The organism is Brevibacillus sp. HB1.2, assembly GCF_013332495.1.
Lineage (GTDB): Bacteria > Bacillota > Bacilli > Brevibacillales > Brevibacillaceae > Brevibacillus > Brevibacillus porteri.
The window spans coordinates 1-17,013 of sequence record NZ_JABMIU010000017.1 but is presented as its reverse complement, the minus strand read 5'-3'; the positions used below and the strand labels follow the sequence as shown (position 1 = coordinate 17,013).

Here is a 17,013-nt window from a genome sequence, read left to right as displayed (position 1 = left end):
TGATTAATCAATCATTTATATTCTAAAAAAAAAGACCGATGGAGAATGCTAGCGATTCTTCGGTCCAAAAAGCTGCATGGCAAACGGAACGAATTTTTCCCACATGTTGCTTTGTGGCTCATCGGTCAAATTCACACGCAGACCAATTAACAGACTCATGTACGCTGTCGCCACGTATTTAGGGTCTTGGACATGCAAGAGTCCTTTCTCTTGTCCATTGATCAAGAGCTCGGCAATTTTCGTACGAAATGTGTTGTGAAACGCATCTAACTCAGCAAATGAATGGGCAAAACGATTGTAGTAGCCAACTACTTGGACGACCAGACGCAAGTACGAATCGAACGCGGCGAAAAGCTTGATGTGATTGGTCACCATTCTCTCTAATTCCAGTAATGGCTCAGATGCTTGGGGATCAAAGTCAAGCAGTTTGACCGAATGCTCTTGTAATGGCTCCGTGACGGCAGCATGAAAGAGCTGATCCTTGTTTTCAAAGTACGTGAAAACACTGCCAAAGCTCACTCCAGATGCCTTCGCGACTTTTGCAATGGTGGTATCATCATAGCCGCGCTCGGCAAACAAGAGAACGGCCTGCTGAAGAATCGTTTCCCGCTTTTGCTTCATTTTTAGCACTTGTTCTTCTGAAAGTGGCATGCTGTACAGGCTCCTTGCTGATGAATGATTAATCGATCAATCGTTACTTGCATTATAGTACTGACTTCCAGCATTTGCAAAGAGTTTTGTCTCTCCTGATTCAGCAAAAAATAAAAACGGCTGGCACTTGTGTCCAGCCGCTTGCTATTCCTACTTCGCTAATTCATAGATCGCTTGCGCGTAAATCGCTGTCGCTTTGATCAGATCATCCACGAAAATATATTCATCTCGCTGGTGGGCACTGTCAGGACGACCTGGGAAAAGCGGTCCGAATGCTACCCCAACATCCAGCGAACGGCCGTAGGTAGCGCCGCCAATTGCAATGATGCCTGCTTCCTCGCCTGTTTGTTCCGTATACACGCGTTGCAGTGTCGTCACCAAAGGGTGATTCGGGTTGACGCGGTGCGGTGTCAGATGCTCAGCCACTTCGAGCGTAAATGCCCCTTCACTGAATTGTTCAGCAAGAACGGCCGACCATTTTTCGAAGGCAACAGAATGTGGGTAACGGATATTCAGACGGAAAAGCGCATCCTGCTTTTCGTCATACTCGATCACACCTGTGTTCAGTGTGAGCGCACCCATTTCTTCATCATCATGCGCGATGCCAATCGCTTCACCGTAATGCTGCTTGTGCAAATAACGATCAGCCAAACTTACAAATACTGCTCCGCGTTCATCCAAGGACAAGGTGCGCAAAAAGTGAATGAGCTCAGTACCCGCGTTGACACCTTTGCTCGGGTCCATTCCGTGAACCGAAACGCCCTCCATGTGCAGCACTACGAGACCGTCCTGCTCCTCCACTTTGCCTTTCAAGCTAGTCGCTTCTAAGTGCTGGCGATAACTTTGTGCAATCGCCTCACTATTCAAGCCGATTGGCGCAAGCGTTGCTACAGCCTTGTCTGGAACCATATTCATCCGCAAGCCAGCCTGTAAGGAAACGAGCTTTGCCGCCACATTATCCGCAGCAGGTATTCCAAGGCTTTGGAAGGATGCAAGCGTCTGCCGTAATGACAGATCGGTCAAGCCTTTTTCCGCATAGATCAGCGGGAAGTCTGCATCTGGTGTAAAGCCCATCGTCGGCATTTCTTCCGTTTCAAAATACGTGTTCACACACTGCCAGCTCGATTCTTCATCCGTACCGAAAATAAAGCGCACGCGCTTCGACAGTGGCAATCCCAACTCCATCACGATCTTCGCTGCGAAAATGGCCGCCATCGTCGGTCCCTTGTCGTCAATCGCACCACGGGCCACCATGCGTCCATCCACGATCTCGGCTGCATACGGAGGCGTACTCCAGCCCTCGCCTTCCGGCACGACATCGACATGGCTCAGAATGCCGATCAATTCCTCACCTTGTCCGAATTCAGCGTGCCCTGCATACCCGCGGACGTCTTTGGTTGTCATGCCTGCTTTTTCACACACGCCTAGAGCAAAGTCAAGCGCTTGCCGAATCCCTTCTCCAAAAGGGGCACCTTCCCGTGCTGACTCGGGGTCTAATACACTTTTAATCTGCAAAAATTGTTGTGTCGTCGCAATCAGTTCGTCCTTGCGTTTCTTTGTTTCTTCCAGCCAATTAACGCTTGTCATTCTCTTCTCCAGTCCTCTCATTCATGCTTCCTTCGTCCATTGCCGCATCGACGTCGAGATCCAGCTCCACCAACGATAACAATGACTCCATTGGCACTTCTTTTTTCGTAAATTCTGCTTGGGCGTCTTTAATTTCGTCCCGGATGTTGTTCATTTCGCTATCAAGCTTGTAAGACGCCTTGGCAGCCTCGAACAATCTTTGCCGTATATCGGATGGGATAATTCCCTCGTATTTATAATTCAGCGAGTGCTCAATCGTCGCCCAAAAATTCATTCCCAATGTGCGAATCTGAATTTCTACCGGAATGGTCACTTGCCCACCCGCCATCATGATCGGATACTCCACGGCAAGGTGATAGCCGCGATATCCGCTTTCTTTTGGGGTAGAGACATAATCCTTCTCCAAATACACACGCATGTCTCCGCGGTTGCGTATCATCTCAACGACTGCAGGTATATCATCAATAAACTGGCAAATGACGCGGATGCCTGCGATATCTCGAATTTCCCAGCAGATATTCTCATCAATCGGAAACTGCAAGCGGTTTGCCTTGTTGTAAATACTCGGGATCGATTTGACCCTGCCCACCGCAAACTCAATCGGTGAATGCTCCTTGCGTTTGCGCAGCTCGTTACGGATATTTTTAATTTTGACTTTGATTTCTTCTACAGCTTGTTCGAACGGTAGCAGATATAGTTCCCAATCTAGTTTGTGCACGCTTACGTCCCTCCGGCTTGAAACTCTCCATCGTCCTTATCATTCAACATTTTGTGTGAGATATCCTTCCAAAATACAAAAAGAGACGGGAGAAAAGGCAGTTGTCACTGGCTTTTGCTCCGTCCCTCTTTTCTTAATTTTCGCGCGAAACAAAGGTTGCAAGTGAGCTTCTCAGCTCTTCTGCTAGAATGGCCAGCTGATTCGCAGCATCTGCGATAAGCTCCATCGCTGCACTCTGCTCCTCTACCGCAGCCGAGATGCTTTGGACACCAGCAGCCGCTTGCATCGATGCGGACGATACTTCACCAGCGACAACGGCTACCTGCTGGGCATCTGGCGCCATACGCTTGAATGCTTCACTGACACCATTAATTTCTTGCGACACCCCGAGGATGTTTTCCTCGATGTGTTGGAACATCTCCTGCGATTGGTGTGCTGTTTTTATGCCGCGGGCGGTCGTTTGGGCACCCTCGACCATCCTGGCGACTGCTTCCTTCGTATCCTTTTGTACGTCTCCAATCATGCCTACGATCTGCTGGGCAGCGCTGTTGGTATCTTCTGCCAGCTTGCGCACTTCCCCAGCGACGACGGCAAATCCCTTGCCATGCTCTCCTGCTCTGGCTGCTTCGATCGCAGCATTCAAAGCTAGCAGATTGGTCTGTCGGGCAATTTCTGTAATGACGGAGATAATTCTCGAAATGTCCTTCGATCGCCCTTCCAATACATGAATGACATCCGTTGCAGCTTCTACCGAACGATTGATTTCGTCCATGCTGTCCATCACATCTGCGATCGCACGTCTGCCTGCGTGTGCATGTTGCTTCATTTCTTCCGCAGATACAGTCACCCGTTCTACATTTTCCGTTACGACCGCCACATCTTTCGTCAAATCAACAGCTAGATTCAAGGTTTGTCCCATTTTTTCTACCTGACTGTCAGCAGATGCAGCCACTTGATCGACGACGAGGACAATTTGCTGACTGGAAGCGGCAATCTCACTGGTGTTTCCCTGGATATTTCGCACCGCACCGGAAACGGAAGCGGCTGCCTGCTGAATCTGAAACAAAATTTTGCGTAGTTGCTTCTGCATCGTAACGAGAGACTCTGCAAGCTCCCCCAATTCATCTTTTCGTTTTAATAGCTTGTCAGGAATCTCACGCGAAAAATCCCCATGTCCGATCCGCTCTGCCACGGAAAGCATGCCGCGAAACGAGCGACGAAGCCAATTTGCTGTAAATAACGAGATGATGACGATTAGCAAGAGGACGACACCATTAAAGGCAATCATGGCATCCCGAATGCGGGTTGGGCCCTCCAGTATTTCGGTCATATTCATCTCTGCCAAAATCGCCCACGTCTTCTTCCCCACTTTGACCTGATCATAGGACACGAGCACTTGCTGTCCTAAGTAATCCATGCTTTCGACCGTTCCTTCGGATTGTTGGGTGAGCAAGACCTGATCAACGATGGGCGTATCTACTTTTTGCTGTAATAACGTATTTGGCTCACTGCCCAGTTGTGAGCGCATGAGCTTGTCCGGACCACCCACCAAGTAAATCTTCCCGGTTTCCCCAAGTCCCTCTCGTTGATTGAATATTCTAGAAATATAATCCATGGATACTTCGACTACTATTTGCCCGATGATGTAACCTCGCTCGTAGATCGGCGCTGCCATGTATACCCCTGGCGCTCCTCCAGATGGCTCGTAAATGCCTAGATCTGACATTTCTGCGCTTTGGGTTTTCTTGACTTGCTGCACAGTCTGGCCAAGTACAGAGTCAGCGTGTGGGCCTGTCAGGAGATTGGTACCAAAATCGGCCTGCGGCTTTGTCTCGTACACGATGTCCCCTTGTGCATTCAACAGAAAAGCATTTACGAAGCCGTAGCGAGCGACCTCCATTTTCAATTCGTTGGTATACCTCGCTTGCACTTCTTCGTAGGTAGGCGATTCTCGTCCTTGCCGCCACACGTCCTCAAACGAAGAAAGGGCAGACATTACTGTTCCCGATGCAGCCAGCGTATCCACGTTCCTGGCTCGCTCACGAAAGTAATTTTCCACCTGTTCCTTGTTGCTGTGACGCAGCGCTTCCAGTGTAGCGGCGCTTCCGTTCAACAATTCCTGCTTGGATTCCTGATAAGCAAACACTCCCGCTGCCGTCAGCGGTACACTTCCTGCCAGTAGTAGTACGAGCAGTATACGAGCGCCTAATTTCATGGAAGAGCCCCCTATTTTTTTCAATCTCATTTTCTGGTATACTTATAGAATATTATTTATATTTCTACTATTCATATGAATATAGTACCAGAAAAGGAAAAAGGAAGGCTAGACCAAAGTATCAGGCTGTTTCGAAAATCATAGCAATTTCGTCGCACATCGGCAGCTTGGAGCAATTAATACAATCCTTCCAAGCTTTTTGCGGCAGTGTTTCCTTGGCAACCACCCAAAACCCGCACTTTTCAAAAAACACTTGTTGATAGGTCAGCGCCAGTACACGCTTAATTCCCAGAAGGCGGCATTGCTCAACCAAATGAAGAACCAGATGTTTCCCTACGCCCATCCCCTTCGCTTTTTCCGAGATAGCCAAGGAGCGGATCTCAGCCAGATCCTCCCACAAAATATGTAGGCCTGCGACACCTACGACCGAATCTCCATCATGAGCGACAATAAAGGATTGCAAGTTTTCTAAGAAAGACAGCTTCGTACGTGGTAGCATCAAGCCTTGCTGTGCATATTCATTAACAATCTCCAACATGGCATCCACGTCTTTCATCGTAGCCTGACGTACTGCCAGTGCCTTTGCAACACCCATTTTACTCTCCTCCACCCCATGCATTTCGAGCCTGGCATGATTCAATATTTATTCATTATAGTATATAAATATACATTCGAGCTGCGCAGAAGTCTATCCTTTTTTCACCTAATTTATGCTCAATTGCATGAACTATTCTTTTGTTAGGTAACCGTTGTGTTATAATCAAGCGTACGAGTTCATAAGGAGGTGCTACATACTTGACGACGAGACGGGAACGGAAAAAGCGCGAAACACGCGAAAAAATCTTCAATGCGGCCATCAAGCTTTTCAAAACGCACGGCTTTGAAGCAACCACAATCGACATGATTTCCGAAGAAGCGGATGTTGCACGCGGTACGATCTTTCTGCATTTCACTTCAAAGGAAGCCATTCTCGCTAACTGGGGATATGAGCGTCTGCATGAAATCGAGGAGCGCCGGGAAGAGTGGGATTATGGTAACGAATGCAAATCGAAGGTGCTCCGGATCTACAAGATCATGAATGAAGTCACCATCACCAATTTCGATTTCATCAAAGTCGTCGTAGAATCCTCGATGAAACATCGGAAAGTGCTTGAGAATGAAAAGAACATGTACTTTGAATTGCGTCAACTTTTCGCTGACCTGATTGAAGAAGCGCAAGAAAAGAATCAATTGAAAAGTAAATTCAACCCTCTTGTCGCTGCGAATATGTTGGAAAACATTTACTATAACGCTCTTTATGATTGGGTACGCAGCGAAGGCGCCTGGGCACTCGAAGAAATCATGGAAGAGAAGGTCTCTATCGTATTCGAAGGGCTGGTCGTGGAATAATCCGACTGACCAGCCCTTCGAATGTGACTACTGTATGATTTATTCGAAATACGCCCATTTGTACTGTGCATATCCCAAACCTGAAATAACTACGCCTTTCAACTTGGGGTTCTGCGCATACACCGTAGACTTGAAATAAAACGGAATGACTGGCATTTCGTCCACCAAGATTTTCTCAGCCTCTTGCAAGATCGCTTTTCGTTTGGCAGCATCCTTCTCCTTGGCAGAAGCCGCCAATAGATCGGCATATTGACGATTCTCCCAACGAGTATGGTTGTTGCCTTCCTTCGTTCGGAATATTTCTAGGAAGTTGATCGGATCGTTGAAATCCCCTGTCCACCCCATCCGCGCTACTTGGTACTTCCCGTTTTTCACGTTTTCATAGTAGACATTCCATTCCTGATTCTCCAGCTTGACATGCACACCCAAGTTTTTTTGCCACATGTCCTGTACGGCTTGCGCTATTTTGGTCTGTGCTTCCTCTGTATTATAGGACAGTGTAATCGGCGGGAGCTGGTCGACACTAGCGTACCCTTCTTCCTTCATGCCTTCCGCCAACAGCTGCTTGGCTTTTTCTATGTCGTTGTCTGGAAACAAGCCTTGCTCGTTCTCAGTAAACATCGTAGGCGGCACTACGGCTGTTGCAACCAATTCCCCTCCTTGCGTGATGTTCTCCACGATGTCTTTCCGGTTAATCGCGTATGAAAAGGCTTGGCGAATTTTTTTGTTGTGGAAAGGCTTTTGCTCTGTGTTGAATTCATACCAATACGTCCCGGCTTTTGGCGTGATCACCAGCAATCCTTTTTCCTTCAAGGTCGGCATCGCGTCGAGTGGCAGATTGCCAGTTGGGGCACCTGCCCAATCGAGATCGCCGCCCTCCAGCATCGACAGCTCTGTATTTGCGTCATTAATCATATTCATTTCGATTTTGGTCAGCTTGACAGCGTCTGCGTCCCAGTAATGCTCATTTTTCGTAAGCGTCAGCTTGGTTTTATGCTCCCACGTATCGAGTTTGAACGGTCCATTCGAGGTGTAGGCTGGTCCTGCTTCCTTCGCCCAGTCCGGTTTGTCTTTCACCACTTTGGTATTCAGCGGGAAGTAGCTGTAAAAAGCAGTAAGCTCCAGAAAAAACGGCGTCGGATTTTCCAGTTGGACGACCAGTGTCTTGTCATCTGTTGCCTTGACCCCGATCTCTTCGGGCTTCGCTTTGCCAGCAAAGGCCGCCTCTGCATTTTTCACATAAAACAGCTGATAGGCATACTCTGAACCGTTTTTGGAATCGAGTGCCCATTTCCAGGCGTTCTCAAAATCATGCGCGGTTACGGGATCGCCGTTCGACCACTTCGCATTGTCGCGAATCGTGAAGGTGTACGTCAACAAATCGTCTGATGCCTTGATTTCCTGAGCCATGGCGGGCTGTGGAACGCCCTTGTCGTCAATGCGAGTCAGCCCCTCAAACGTCTGAAAAATAACATTGGATGACCAAACATCCGAAATGAGTCCGGGATGAAGAGAAAGCGGTTCTGTAAAGTTATTCAGTTTAAGTATTTGTTCGGGTTGCACAGATGCATTAGCCGGCGTAGCTTCTGTCGTTGGTTGTGTGGCAGGCTTTGCTGCTTCCTGTGGTTGTCCGCATGCAGCTAGGGCTAAAGCCACGCCTGCTGCGAAAACAGCTTTTCCTGTTTGTTGCCACCATCGGTTTATGGAACGTCGCATGGTTTATTCCCCTTCGCTCGGGAGCCTTCGCTGTTCTTCTCTCTGCTGCCATTCTTTCAGCTCGCTTTTGATTTGATAGAGCTCTGCACGTGTTTCGAGCTTGAACGCTTTTAACTCGCTTCTGATTACAGCCAACTCATGAAAGAGTCGCTCCCACACTTCTTGATCTTTGTCCATGTTCGCCTCCTTTTTCGGTCGTATACACGGCAGGCAGTTCAATTGTCACCTGCGTTCCGTGTCCTCGTTCACTCTGAAAGTGGATCGTCCCTTGCATCGCCTCGATGATCCGGCAAGTTACCATTAATCCGAGACCTGTCCCTTTTTCCTTTGTCGAATAAAAAGGAAGCCCAATCTGTTCAATCTGCTCCGGCGTCATCCCCTCTCCCTCATCCTTGATGGAAATCACATGATAGTTCCCGGCTGCTTGTACGGTGACGTGCAGTACGCCACCTTGCCCCATCGATTCGATACCGTTTTTCATCAGATTCATCAATGCTTGCTTGAGCTTAACGGCGTTGCTCTCAACGAATAGGCCCGGCTCGGTCTCACAGGCGATTTCCACTCGGTTCATGACGCTGTAAGAGGACATGATGGCCGTCACTTCTTTCACGGTATGCGAAATCTCCAGTCGCTCCAGCGTCTCAGAATGAGGCTTGGCCAGATTTAAATAGTCGGAAATAATAAATTCAGCCCGATCGAGTTCATTTAAGACCAATCGGATGTATTCAATGTTTTTCGGATTCGACTCCTCACGCAGCAATTGGACAAAGCCTCGTACCACTGTGAGTGGATTGCGCACTTCATGGGCGACACTGGCTGCCAGCTCGCTGATCAGGTTCAGCTTTTCTGAACGTTCGACCTGCTTACGGATAATATGAGATTCTCGAATAAACTCGATGAAATAAACGGCTCCACCTAGTATGATCAAAGCGAGGTAGCCGATTTCCACTAGCGGCTCCAGATAATCGTTAATGATGGACAACGGGAACCCTCTCCAGATCAAAACAACCATCCCTCCACCGATGATGGATAGCTGCTTCAAGCATCCGATTAAGAGAACGACCGCTAGTTTTTTTCGCAAAGAGTAGCCATACCAACGATTGACCAACAAAAACGGTATGATCGCGTAGACCATCGTTCCAAGAATCGTTATGAGAACGCCATCGCCACCCAGAACAATCCTTACGACAAACATCACCAAAATCGTCAAAATGCCCGGGATATACCCAGCGTATAAAATGGTAATAATGATTGGTATCGAGCGTAAATCGTACGCCATACCATTACTGAGTTGTACTGGAAAGCTCATGGCAAAAATGACGCTGATCGAGCTACAAACGATAACCATTGATGACTTGACGCTCATCTTGTTCGAGGTTGATCGCCCCAGCCAAACATTTCTATACAGCAAAACAGGGACGATAACGAACAGTAACTGCAGCAAAATGTCTTTGATGATTAACATATATCGGTTCCCCTGGCTCTTAGAATATTTCGATTTTTCTTACAGAACACCATCTCTAGGTGTCTTTCTGGAAGGCACATTTTCAACATCTGGCAGAAAGGATGTTTTTGTTGCGGTGACCAGCACATTTCCCTATGATGAAGAAGAGCTTGTTTGAAGACCTTGGAGGTAATGACATACAAATGCGAAATGGTATAAAGCGTGAAGATATCGAGCTGTTGGCACCTGCTGGTAACTGGGACTGTTTGAAGGCAGCCGTGGCCAACGGAGCCAATGCCATCTTTTTTGGGGTAGAAAAGTTCAACGCGCGTGCGCGTGCTGAGAACTTCCAAATGGCGGAGCTGCCTGAGATTATGGCTTATTTGCACATGTACGGGGTAAAGGGCTTCCTTACCTTTAATATTCTCGTTTTTGAAAATGAACTAGAAGATGCACGCGAGTTGATAGACGCCTGTATTCACGCTGGAGTAGATGCTGTGATCGTACAAGACCTCGGTCTTGTAAAGATGATCCGCGAGATTTCTCCAGACTTCCCGATTCACGGCTCTACGCAAATGACGATTACTTCGCCGGAAGCGGTGGAGTTCACGAAGCCGTTTGATATGGAACGCGTCGTACTTGGTCGTGAAAATTCATTAAAAGAGATCAAAAAAATCGGGGAAAAAGCAAAGCTGCCGATGGAAGTATTCGTCCACGGCGCCTTGTGCGTTTCTTATTCCGGACAATGTCTGACCTCGGAAATGTGGGGTGGACGCTCGGCAAACCGCGGAGAGTGTGCCCAAGCCTGTCGCTTGCCGTATGACCTGATGGTAGACGGTGTGCAAAAGGATATGGGAAATATTGCTTACGTGCTGTCCCCGAAGGACTTGGCTGCCATCGATTTGGTTCCTGAATTGATCGAAGCTGGTGTGACTTCCTTTAAAATTGAAGGTCGTCTAAAAACACCTGAATACGTTGCAAACGTCGTGAGTAAATACAACGCCGCCATCGAGCGTTATTTTGCCGGACAAGATACAGGACCATCCGAGGTAGAAGTACGCGAGCTGCAACAAAGCTTCTCTCGCGGGTTTACACACGGATTTTTGACCGGGACAAACAACAAGCAGCTCGTAGATGGATCGTTCCCGAAAAGCCGCGGTGTGTTTTTGGGAACCGTGAAAAAACTGCTTCCTACCGGCGTACTGGTGGACATCACTGCTCCTGTCAAACGCGGAGACGGAATTGTATTCGACGCGGGTGACCCCACGCAAAAAGAAGAAGGCGGTCGCATCTACGATATTTTGAGCCGCAGTAAAAAAGTAGAAGGCGAAGTTTCCAAAGGCATGTACGAAATCGTCATGGGACGCAATGACGTGAATCTGAAACGTCTTCACGTCGGGGACCGCGTATGGAAGACGAGCGATCCTGAGCTGGATCGTCGCCTGCGCAAAACGTTCGAGACGGAAAAGCCTTATCGCACCTTCCCGCTGTCCGTTCACGTAAGCGGCAAGCTGGGTGAAAAGCTCAGCGTCACTTGGGTGGATAAACAGGAGAATCACGCGGTCAGTGTTCCTTCCGACGTGCTGCTGGAGACTGCTTTGAAGCGTCCTCTGACGAAAGAATTGCTGCACGATCAACTCAGCCGTCTAGGCGGAACTATTTTCCACCTGGAAGCTCACGATCTGACTGTCGATCTCGAAGGGGATCTCATCGTACCTGTCAGTGAGTTGAACCGGATGCGCCGTGACGCAGTCGAGCAGCTCGTGTTCCTGCGTTCCAAGCCGCCGATTTACCACCATCACGATATCAATGTATACGCGGACGTACCAACGAGCACACCAGTGGAAAAACCACTCCTGACAGCTCTGTGCCGCTCGCTTGAGCAATTGGAAGCAGCTGCGCAAACAGATGTGGACTTCCTCTACGCTGACTTTGAATTCGTCAAGCAATATCCAGAGGGTGTCAAGCTGGCCCATAAGTACGGGAAAAAGATCGGGATTGCTACGATGCGCATTCATATGCCGGATGAAAACGGTGTCCTTGCCCTGATCGCGAAAAGCAAGCCAGACGCTATTTTGGTGCGCAACACGGGAGCACTCTATTACTACTTGTCTCGCCGTGAAGAAATCGACATTCCGCTCATTGGCGATTTCTCCTTGAATGTCGCGAACCACAAGGCAGTTGAGCTGTTCCTCGCAACAGGTCTTGACCGCGTTACGCCATCGTACGATCTGAACATCCAGCAGATGGTCGATCTGCTCAGCCGCTCGAACGCTGCGAATATGGAGCTGGTTATCCACCAGCACATGCCGATGTTCCACACTGAGCACTGCGTATACTGCACATTCATGAGTGAAGGTACTGACCATACAAACTGCGGAACTCCATGTGAGACCTCCCGCATTTCTTTGAAAGATCGCGTCGGTTTCTCTCACCCTATACGTGTGGATACCGGTTGCCGCAATACCGTTTATAACGCGATTGACCAGTCCGGTGCTGAGTACTTGAGCGAGTTCCGCTCCCTGAATGTCGGCAGCTACCGCATCGAGTTTTTGGAAGAAGAGCCAGAGCGCGTGAAAGAAGTAATCAGTCTGTATCGCAAGGCATTGCGCGGAGAAGTTAGCGGTACACACGTATGGCGTACCCTGAAGGCAACCAACCAGTTGGGCGTCACACGTGGGCAACTGACGAAATAAATACCAGCTTTGATGAGAGGAGAGAGAAAGTATGGCTGACCTGAATCAACCTACTGTAGAAAACCTGGCCGTTATTATCGAGGGCATCAAAGCAAAGCTGAACATGGCGAATACGGCGGTGATGCGCCCGGAGGATTTCGATCTCGTTCATTACGAGGATTTGCTGTACCTGTACAACATGGTGCAGAAAAAAGCGGCGTTTGGTATCAATGAAATGACCGCCATCGTTGAAGAGCTAGGTGCGATGAGAAAGCAATCCTAGTTTTTGCCCTGATCAAGTAAAGAAGCGTCGCTCCAGTATGTGGAGGGACGCTTTTTTGTGTGGTTTTATTTTTGCAAGGAAATGGTAAACGTATGGAACTTGATGTTCTTTCCATGCTTTTGTATCGTCTCGATTGCTGATTGGATCAGTGTTTCTTTCCCCTTGCCATCCATTTCGACACCGCCACCGTTCGTAGGAAATGACATATATGGCGTGATCGTTAATTCTTTTACATCTGCTGTCACTGGGTCGAAACGTCTTGTACCCGTGAGATACTCTTTGCCGTCGGACTTTTTGCCTTGGCTGCCACCTGAGTACGCTCCCAGCTCGTTCCCTTTTTCATCAACGACCTTGAATTCCAAATAGCTCGATAAATACCCAATTTCCTCGGTTACTGCCTGGAAGCTCACAACCAGCCCCGCTGGACCCAGTGTGACATCCGAAACGGTCAGGTCAATGCCTCCAGCTTGTTGCTGGTGATTAATCGGAATGCGTTTCGTATCTGTACGTTCACTGATTGGTAGGGAGAAGCTCCACTTCTTGCCGTCCTCCCCCTGGAAGCTCAACCCTAGCTTGAACTCCTGAGGCAAGTCATTCATTGCGTCGATATCGACAATTCCGGTCGCAAGCGTCGGTGTGATTTGTGTTTGCTTGCTGCTTCCTGCGTATCCAAACGCTTCCCCGTTCACTGTCAAATCCGGTGAGGAGCCTAAATAATGCTCTCCAACTGTCTCCTTCGTTTCCAATGTGTACCCAATCGTAAAGCGTGTCCCATCATAGTAGACTTCATTGACGGTAATCGCATTGCCACCCACGTCCTGCGACTCGCCGATGACAGTTGTTAAGCCTTTTTCACTCGCTTGCTTCAATCCGCTGTCACCGTAAGTCGCGAATATCGATCCGATCAAAGGCACCTTGGAGACTAGGTTTGCCATCGCGGGTGAGACAGTCGCTGAGCTAAACAAGATACCTAGAGCAACGACTGCAGCCCCTGTGCTATACACCAGCTTCGTTTTGTTTAGGCGTTTTCTTTGTGGCGTTGCTTCTCGAACCGTTTTGGTGATAATGTCGTCCAGCTTCTCTGTAGGGACCGGAATGCGATCTACTTGCTCTTTATAGGCATGAATTTTTTCTCTCATGGAAATACTCCCCTTTCAGCTTCTTCCTTAATAGAGTAAGACCTCTGTGTATGTTCGTTTTCACGGTGCCTTCCGGGCAATCTAGAAAGGCTGCGATTTGCTTTACAGAATAGTCCTTATAAAATCGCAGCAAGAGAACCGTTACATACTTTTCTTCGAGCTCTCCCATTGCTTCCAGAAGGTCGATTCGTTCTTCCAGCCTTACCCCTTCTGTATCTCGTATATTTTCGATCATGTCTGTACTCAGCGAAATTACCTTTCGCTTTTTAGCCAAATAGGCAATCGCCGTGTTAATCAAAATTCGCGTCAGCCATGTCGTAAAATATTGATCATCCTTTACGGTTGAAATGGAGATCAAAGCTTTATAGACCGTTTCCTGAAAAACCTCCAGTGCATCCTCTTCATTGCGCGTGTACACGAAAGCCATCTTATACAGATTGGCTTTTTCCTGGTGCATGAGCATTTGGAATGCCTCTGAATCACCGTTCTTGGCGCGTGCAACGAGACCAAGCGTTTTGTTCAATCTGTTCCCCTCCTTTTCTCCCCAGTTAGAGAAATCAGGACTGTAAAACGTTTCACATTTTTTACCGAAATGAAAAAAGCCTGCTCACATAGTCTACCGGAGACTACGGAAACAGACTCTATCCGTTACACTTTTTTCAACACGATGACTGCGTTATGACCGCCAAAGCCAAAGGAATTGGACATGCCGATGGTGAGACTAGCTCTGCGGGCTGTATTTGGCACATAGTCCAGATCGCAGGCCGGGTCTTGCTCCTCCTGATTGATCGTCGGGGGAATGATTCCTTCCTGCAAGCTCTTAATCAGGGCGATCGCCTCCGCACCCCCGGCTGCACCAAACATATGACCAGTCATCGATTTGTTGGCGGTGATCGGTACACGGTAAGCATCCTCGCCAAACAGCTTTTTGATCGCCAATGTCTCGGAGCGATCTCCGATTTCTGTGCTGGTAGCGTGCGCACTGATGACATCCACATCTGTCGCTTGCACCCCTGCTTCCTGGAGGGCCCATTTCATCGCGCGATAGGGACCGATTCCTTCTGGATGTGTCGCCACCATATGATAGGCATCAGAGCTTGCCCCGTAGCCAATCACCTCGGCATACATGCGGGCGTTTCTTTTTTTGGCGTGTGATTCTGATTCCAAAATCACAATTCCGGCACCCTCTGCCATGACAAACCCATCCCGCTTGGAATCAAATGGCCGACTCGCTCCTGCTGGATCATCATTTCTCGTGGACAATGCCGTCGCGTTGCTAAAGCTGGCGAGAGATATGTCCGTCACGGCTGCCTCAGAACCACCAGCGATGACGATATCCGCCCCGCCCGATCGAATGAGTCGGAAAGCCTCGCCGATGGACGTATTCCCAATCGAGCAAGCAGTAACAGGGGACATCGTCGGTCCGTACAGACCGTACTTGATGCTGATCATCGCTGCTGCCATGTTGGAGATGAGCATGGGAACTAGCGTCGGGCTAATCCGCTCTGGACCTCGCTCACGCAGGACATCATGCTGCTCAAGGAGCGTCTCTACCCCACCAATGCCAGAACCTACATATACCCCGATTCTCTCGCGGTCCAACTCGTCCAGCCGAAGCTCTGCATCCTCTAACGCTTCTTCTACCGCAGCAAGGGCAAACTGGCAAAAGCGATCCATTCGTCGCGCCTCTTTGCGCCCAAACCGCTCTACCGGATCAAAATCTCGCACCAAACCGGCGATTTTCGTTTTATTACGAGCTGTATCAAACGTGTCAATATGCGAGATTCCAGACTTCCCTTGGACGAGACTGTTCCAAAACTGCTTTACTGTATTCCCTATCGGGGAAATCACTCCCATACCTGTAACAACGACTTTTTCCATGGTAAGCCTCCTATTTGAGTGCCTTATGGGAATCATCTTGTCACACGGGTTATCCTATTACAAGTTGTTGTTTATCCTAGTATAATAAGTACTAGTCTAACAAACTTAACCAGTTGAGGAAATGGAGAGTGTACCATGAATCAGCAAACGCGTTTGCAAGCACTGTCTACTTTCTTGAAAGCGCAGCGCGCCAAAATCCTGCCACAATCGGTCGGGCTGGCTCCTGGGACTCGCAGAAGAACACCCGGGCTACGTAGAGAAGAGGTTGCTCAGCTTGCGGGGGTCAGCTCCACCTGGTATACATGGCTGGAACAAGGCCGCGACATCAAGGTCTCGCCTTCTGTTCTGGATGCGGTAGCGAGAGCCTTGCAGCTCACCGTCGATGAGCGCAAATATTTGTATGCGCTGGCACTGGAGACAGGCACGGGAGTCGGGCAAGGTTTGCCAAAAGATGAGCCGCCGAAGATCAATCCTGCCCTGAAACGAATCTTAAAAGAGTTGCGCTCGTGTCCAACCATCATTTCAGATCGGCGCAGTCATATTGTCGGCTGGAACGAGGCAGCTGCACATGTCTTTCTCGATTTTGAACAAATCCCTTATGAAGAGCGCAATTTGATCCGCCTGGTGTTTACGCGAAAGGAATTGCGACGGCTGGCCGTTAACTGGGAGCATTTCGTCAGCGGCTTTCTCGCAATTTTTCGCGCGAATTATGGTCAGTATGTGGAGGATGAGTGGTATGAGCAGTTTTTAAGCGAAATGCGGCAGGTTCATCCCGACTTTCACGATCTATGGGAGCAAAGCCGCGTCAGCTCAGCCCCGGAGGTTTTACTGGAATTCCGTCATGCAAAGGCAGGGAAAATGCTCTTTGATCTGACTTCGCTGCAAGTTTCCGGGAGCGCGGATTTGCAGTGCAGCATTTACACGCCTGACCCGAATTCTGCAACGGAGACAAAGCTGCGGCAGCTGATTGATCGGCCGGGTTCTTCTACCAAACCGTGACCGAAGCTCTTTCTGGTTTGAGTTAACATAGTGGAGGAGAAGAAAAAGCACAGTTCTCTTCGACTCTGACACGCCAGCAGGGGGAATTGACTGGACGTCTCCATTTCAAAAAGGGGACCGTCGAGCCAAAGCCACCCTACGGGCGGATGTTTCTCGAGGAAGAAGTGTTCGACAAGCGTGGTCCCCTTTTTGAAGTTCCGACTGGGTAGGCGTTGTCAAGGTCTGCGAGCCCTGTGCTTTTTCTTCTCACTAGCCTTGTCCGTAGATCGAGGCCTTCTAAAACTTGCACGCAAAAGGAAAACCAGCCCAACGGCAA

The 17,013-nt window shown here is 48.9% G+C and carries 15 protein-coding genes; 4 read left to right on the top strand and 11 right to left on the bottom strand.

Annotated features, from left to right (window positions below; translation table 11 throughout):
- Positions 1 to 48: 48 nt before the first annotated feature.
- From HPY28_RS26195 to HPY28_RS26175, 5 genes are all read right to left on the bottom strand, one after another.
- Entirely contained in the window at positions 49 to 651 is a 603-nt protein-coding gene (locus tag HPY28_RS26195) for a TetR/AcrR family transcriptional regulator (RefSeq protein ID WP_017250654.1), read from the bottom strand.
- 150 nt (positions 652 to 801) lie between these two features.
- A complete protein-coding gene (pepV, locus tag HPY28_RS26190; RefSeq protein ID WP_017250655.1) occupies positions 802 to 2,238 on the bottom strand; it encodes a dipeptidase PepV in 1,437 nt (478 codons plus the stop codon).
- A complete protein-coding gene (locus HPY28_RS26185; RefSeq protein ID WP_017250656.1) occupies positions 2,225 to 2,956 on the bottom strand; it encodes a GTP pyrophosphokinase in 732 nt (243 codons plus the stop codon). The genes pepV and HPY28_RS26185 overlap by 14 nt, the downstream gene beginning before the upstream one ends.
- A gap of 133 nt (positions 2,957 to 3,089) precedes the next feature.
- A complete protein-coding gene (locus HPY28_RS26180; RefSeq protein ID WP_173623787.1) occupies positions 3,090 to 5,171 on the bottom strand; it encodes a methyl-accepting chemotaxis protein in 2,082 nt (693 codons plus the stop codon).
- Between the two features lie 121 nt (positions 5,172 to 5,292).
- Positions 5,293 to 5,766 (bottom strand): N-acetyltransferase, encoded by a 474-nt coding sequence (locus HPY28_RS26175; protein WP_007722846.1) that lies wholly within the window; start codon positions 5,764 to 5,766, stop codon positions 5,293 to 5,295.
- Positions 5,767 to 5,966: 200 nt separating this feature from the next.
- On the opposite strand from HPY28_RS26175, the gene HPY28_RS26170 reads away from it, so the two are divergent.
- Positions 5,967 to 6,560: a TetR/AcrR family transcriptional regulator gene (locus tag HPY28_RS26170; protein WP_017250658.1), complete on the top strand. Its 594-nt coding sequence runs from the start codon at positions 5,967 to 5,969 to the stop codon at positions 6,558 to 6,560.
- Between the two features lie 39 nt (positions 6,561 to 6,599).
- Here HPY28_RS26170 and HPY28_RS26165 read toward each other — a convergent pair whose 3' ends face one another.
- The 3 genes from HPY28_RS26165 to HPY28_RS26155 are packed head-to-tail and all read right to left on the bottom strand — an operon-like array spanning position 6,600 to position 9,741.
- Complete coding sequence (locus tag HPY28_RS26165) at positions 6,600 to 8,276, bottom strand: peptide ABC transporter substrate-binding protein (protein ID WP_174231707.1); 1,677 nt, start codon at positions 8,274 to 8,276, stop codon at positions 6,600 to 6,602.
- A 3-nt stretch (positions 8,277 to 8,279) separates the two neighbouring features.
- On the bottom strand, positions 8,280 to 8,453 hold the full coding sequence (locus HPY28_RS26160) for a hypothetical protein (protein ID WP_017250660.1): 174 nt from the start codon (positions 8,451 to 8,453) through the stop codon (positions 8,280 to 8,282).
- Complete coding sequence (locus HPY28_RS26155; RefSeq protein WP_017250661.1) at positions 8,413 to 9,741, bottom strand: ATP-binding protein; 1,329 nt, start codon at positions 9,739 to 9,741, stop codon at positions 8,413 to 8,415. Before HPY28_RS26155 ends, HPY28_RS26160 begins: the two co-directional genes overlap by 41 nt.
- 182 nt (positions 9,742 to 9,923) lie before the next feature.
- Between HPY28_RS26155 and HPY28_RS26150 the strand changes: the two genes are divergently transcribed.
- Together HPY28_RS26150 and HPY28_RS26145 are read left to right on the top strand one after the other, a co-directional pair.
- Positions 9,924 to 12,416: a U32 family peptidase gene (locus tag HPY28_RS26150; protein ID WP_017250662.1), complete on the top strand. Its 2,493-nt coding sequence runs from the start codon at positions 9,924 to 9,926 to the stop codon at positions 12,414 to 12,416.
- A gap of 31 nt (positions 12,417 to 12,447) precedes the next feature.
- On the top strand, positions 12,448 to 12,678 hold the full coding sequence (locus HPY28_RS26145) for a DUF1128 domain-containing protein (protein WP_007722824.1): 231 nt from the start codon (positions 12,448 to 12,450) through the stop codon (positions 12,676 to 12,678).
- Between the two features lie 65 nt (positions 12,679 to 12,743).
- Here the strand turns inward: HPY28_RS26145 and HPY28_RS26140 are convergent, their stop codons facing one another.
- The 3 genes from HPY28_RS26140 to fabF all read right to left on the bottom strand — a co-directional run bounded on the left by HPY28_RS26140 (position 12,744) and on the right by fabF (position 15,698).
- Positions 12,744 to 13,817, bottom strand: coding sequence for a DUF4179 domain-containing protein (locus HPY28_RS26140; RefSeq protein ID WP_174231706.1), 1,074 nt, complete (start codon positions 13,815 to 13,817; stop codon positions 12,744 to 12,746).
- On the bottom strand, positions 13,792 to 14,340 hold the full coding sequence (locus HPY28_RS26135) for a sigma-70 family RNA polymerase sigma factor (RefSeq protein ID WP_174231705.1): 549 nt from the start codon (positions 14,338 to 14,340) through the stop codon (positions 13,792 to 13,794). The genes HPY28_RS26140 and HPY28_RS26135 overlap by 26 nt, the downstream gene beginning before the upstream one ends.
- 125 nt (positions 14,341 to 14,465) lie before the next feature.
- Entirely contained in the window at positions 14,466 to 15,698 is a 1,233-nt protein-coding gene (gene fabF / locus HPY28_RS26130; protein WP_173623792.1) for a beta-ketoacyl-ACP synthase II, read from the bottom strand.
- Positions 15,699 to 15,833: 135 nt separating this feature from the next.
- Between fabF and HPY28_RS26125 the strand changes: the two genes are divergently transcribed.
- The gene (locus HPY28_RS26125; protein ID WP_017250666.1) at positions 15,834 to 16,697 is read left to right on the top strand and encodes a helix-turn-helix transcriptional regulator; all 864 of its coding nucleotides are present in this window, start codon (positions 15,834 to 15,836) and stop codon (positions 16,695 to 16,697) included.
- Positions 16,698 to 17,013: the final 316 nt, after the last annotated feature.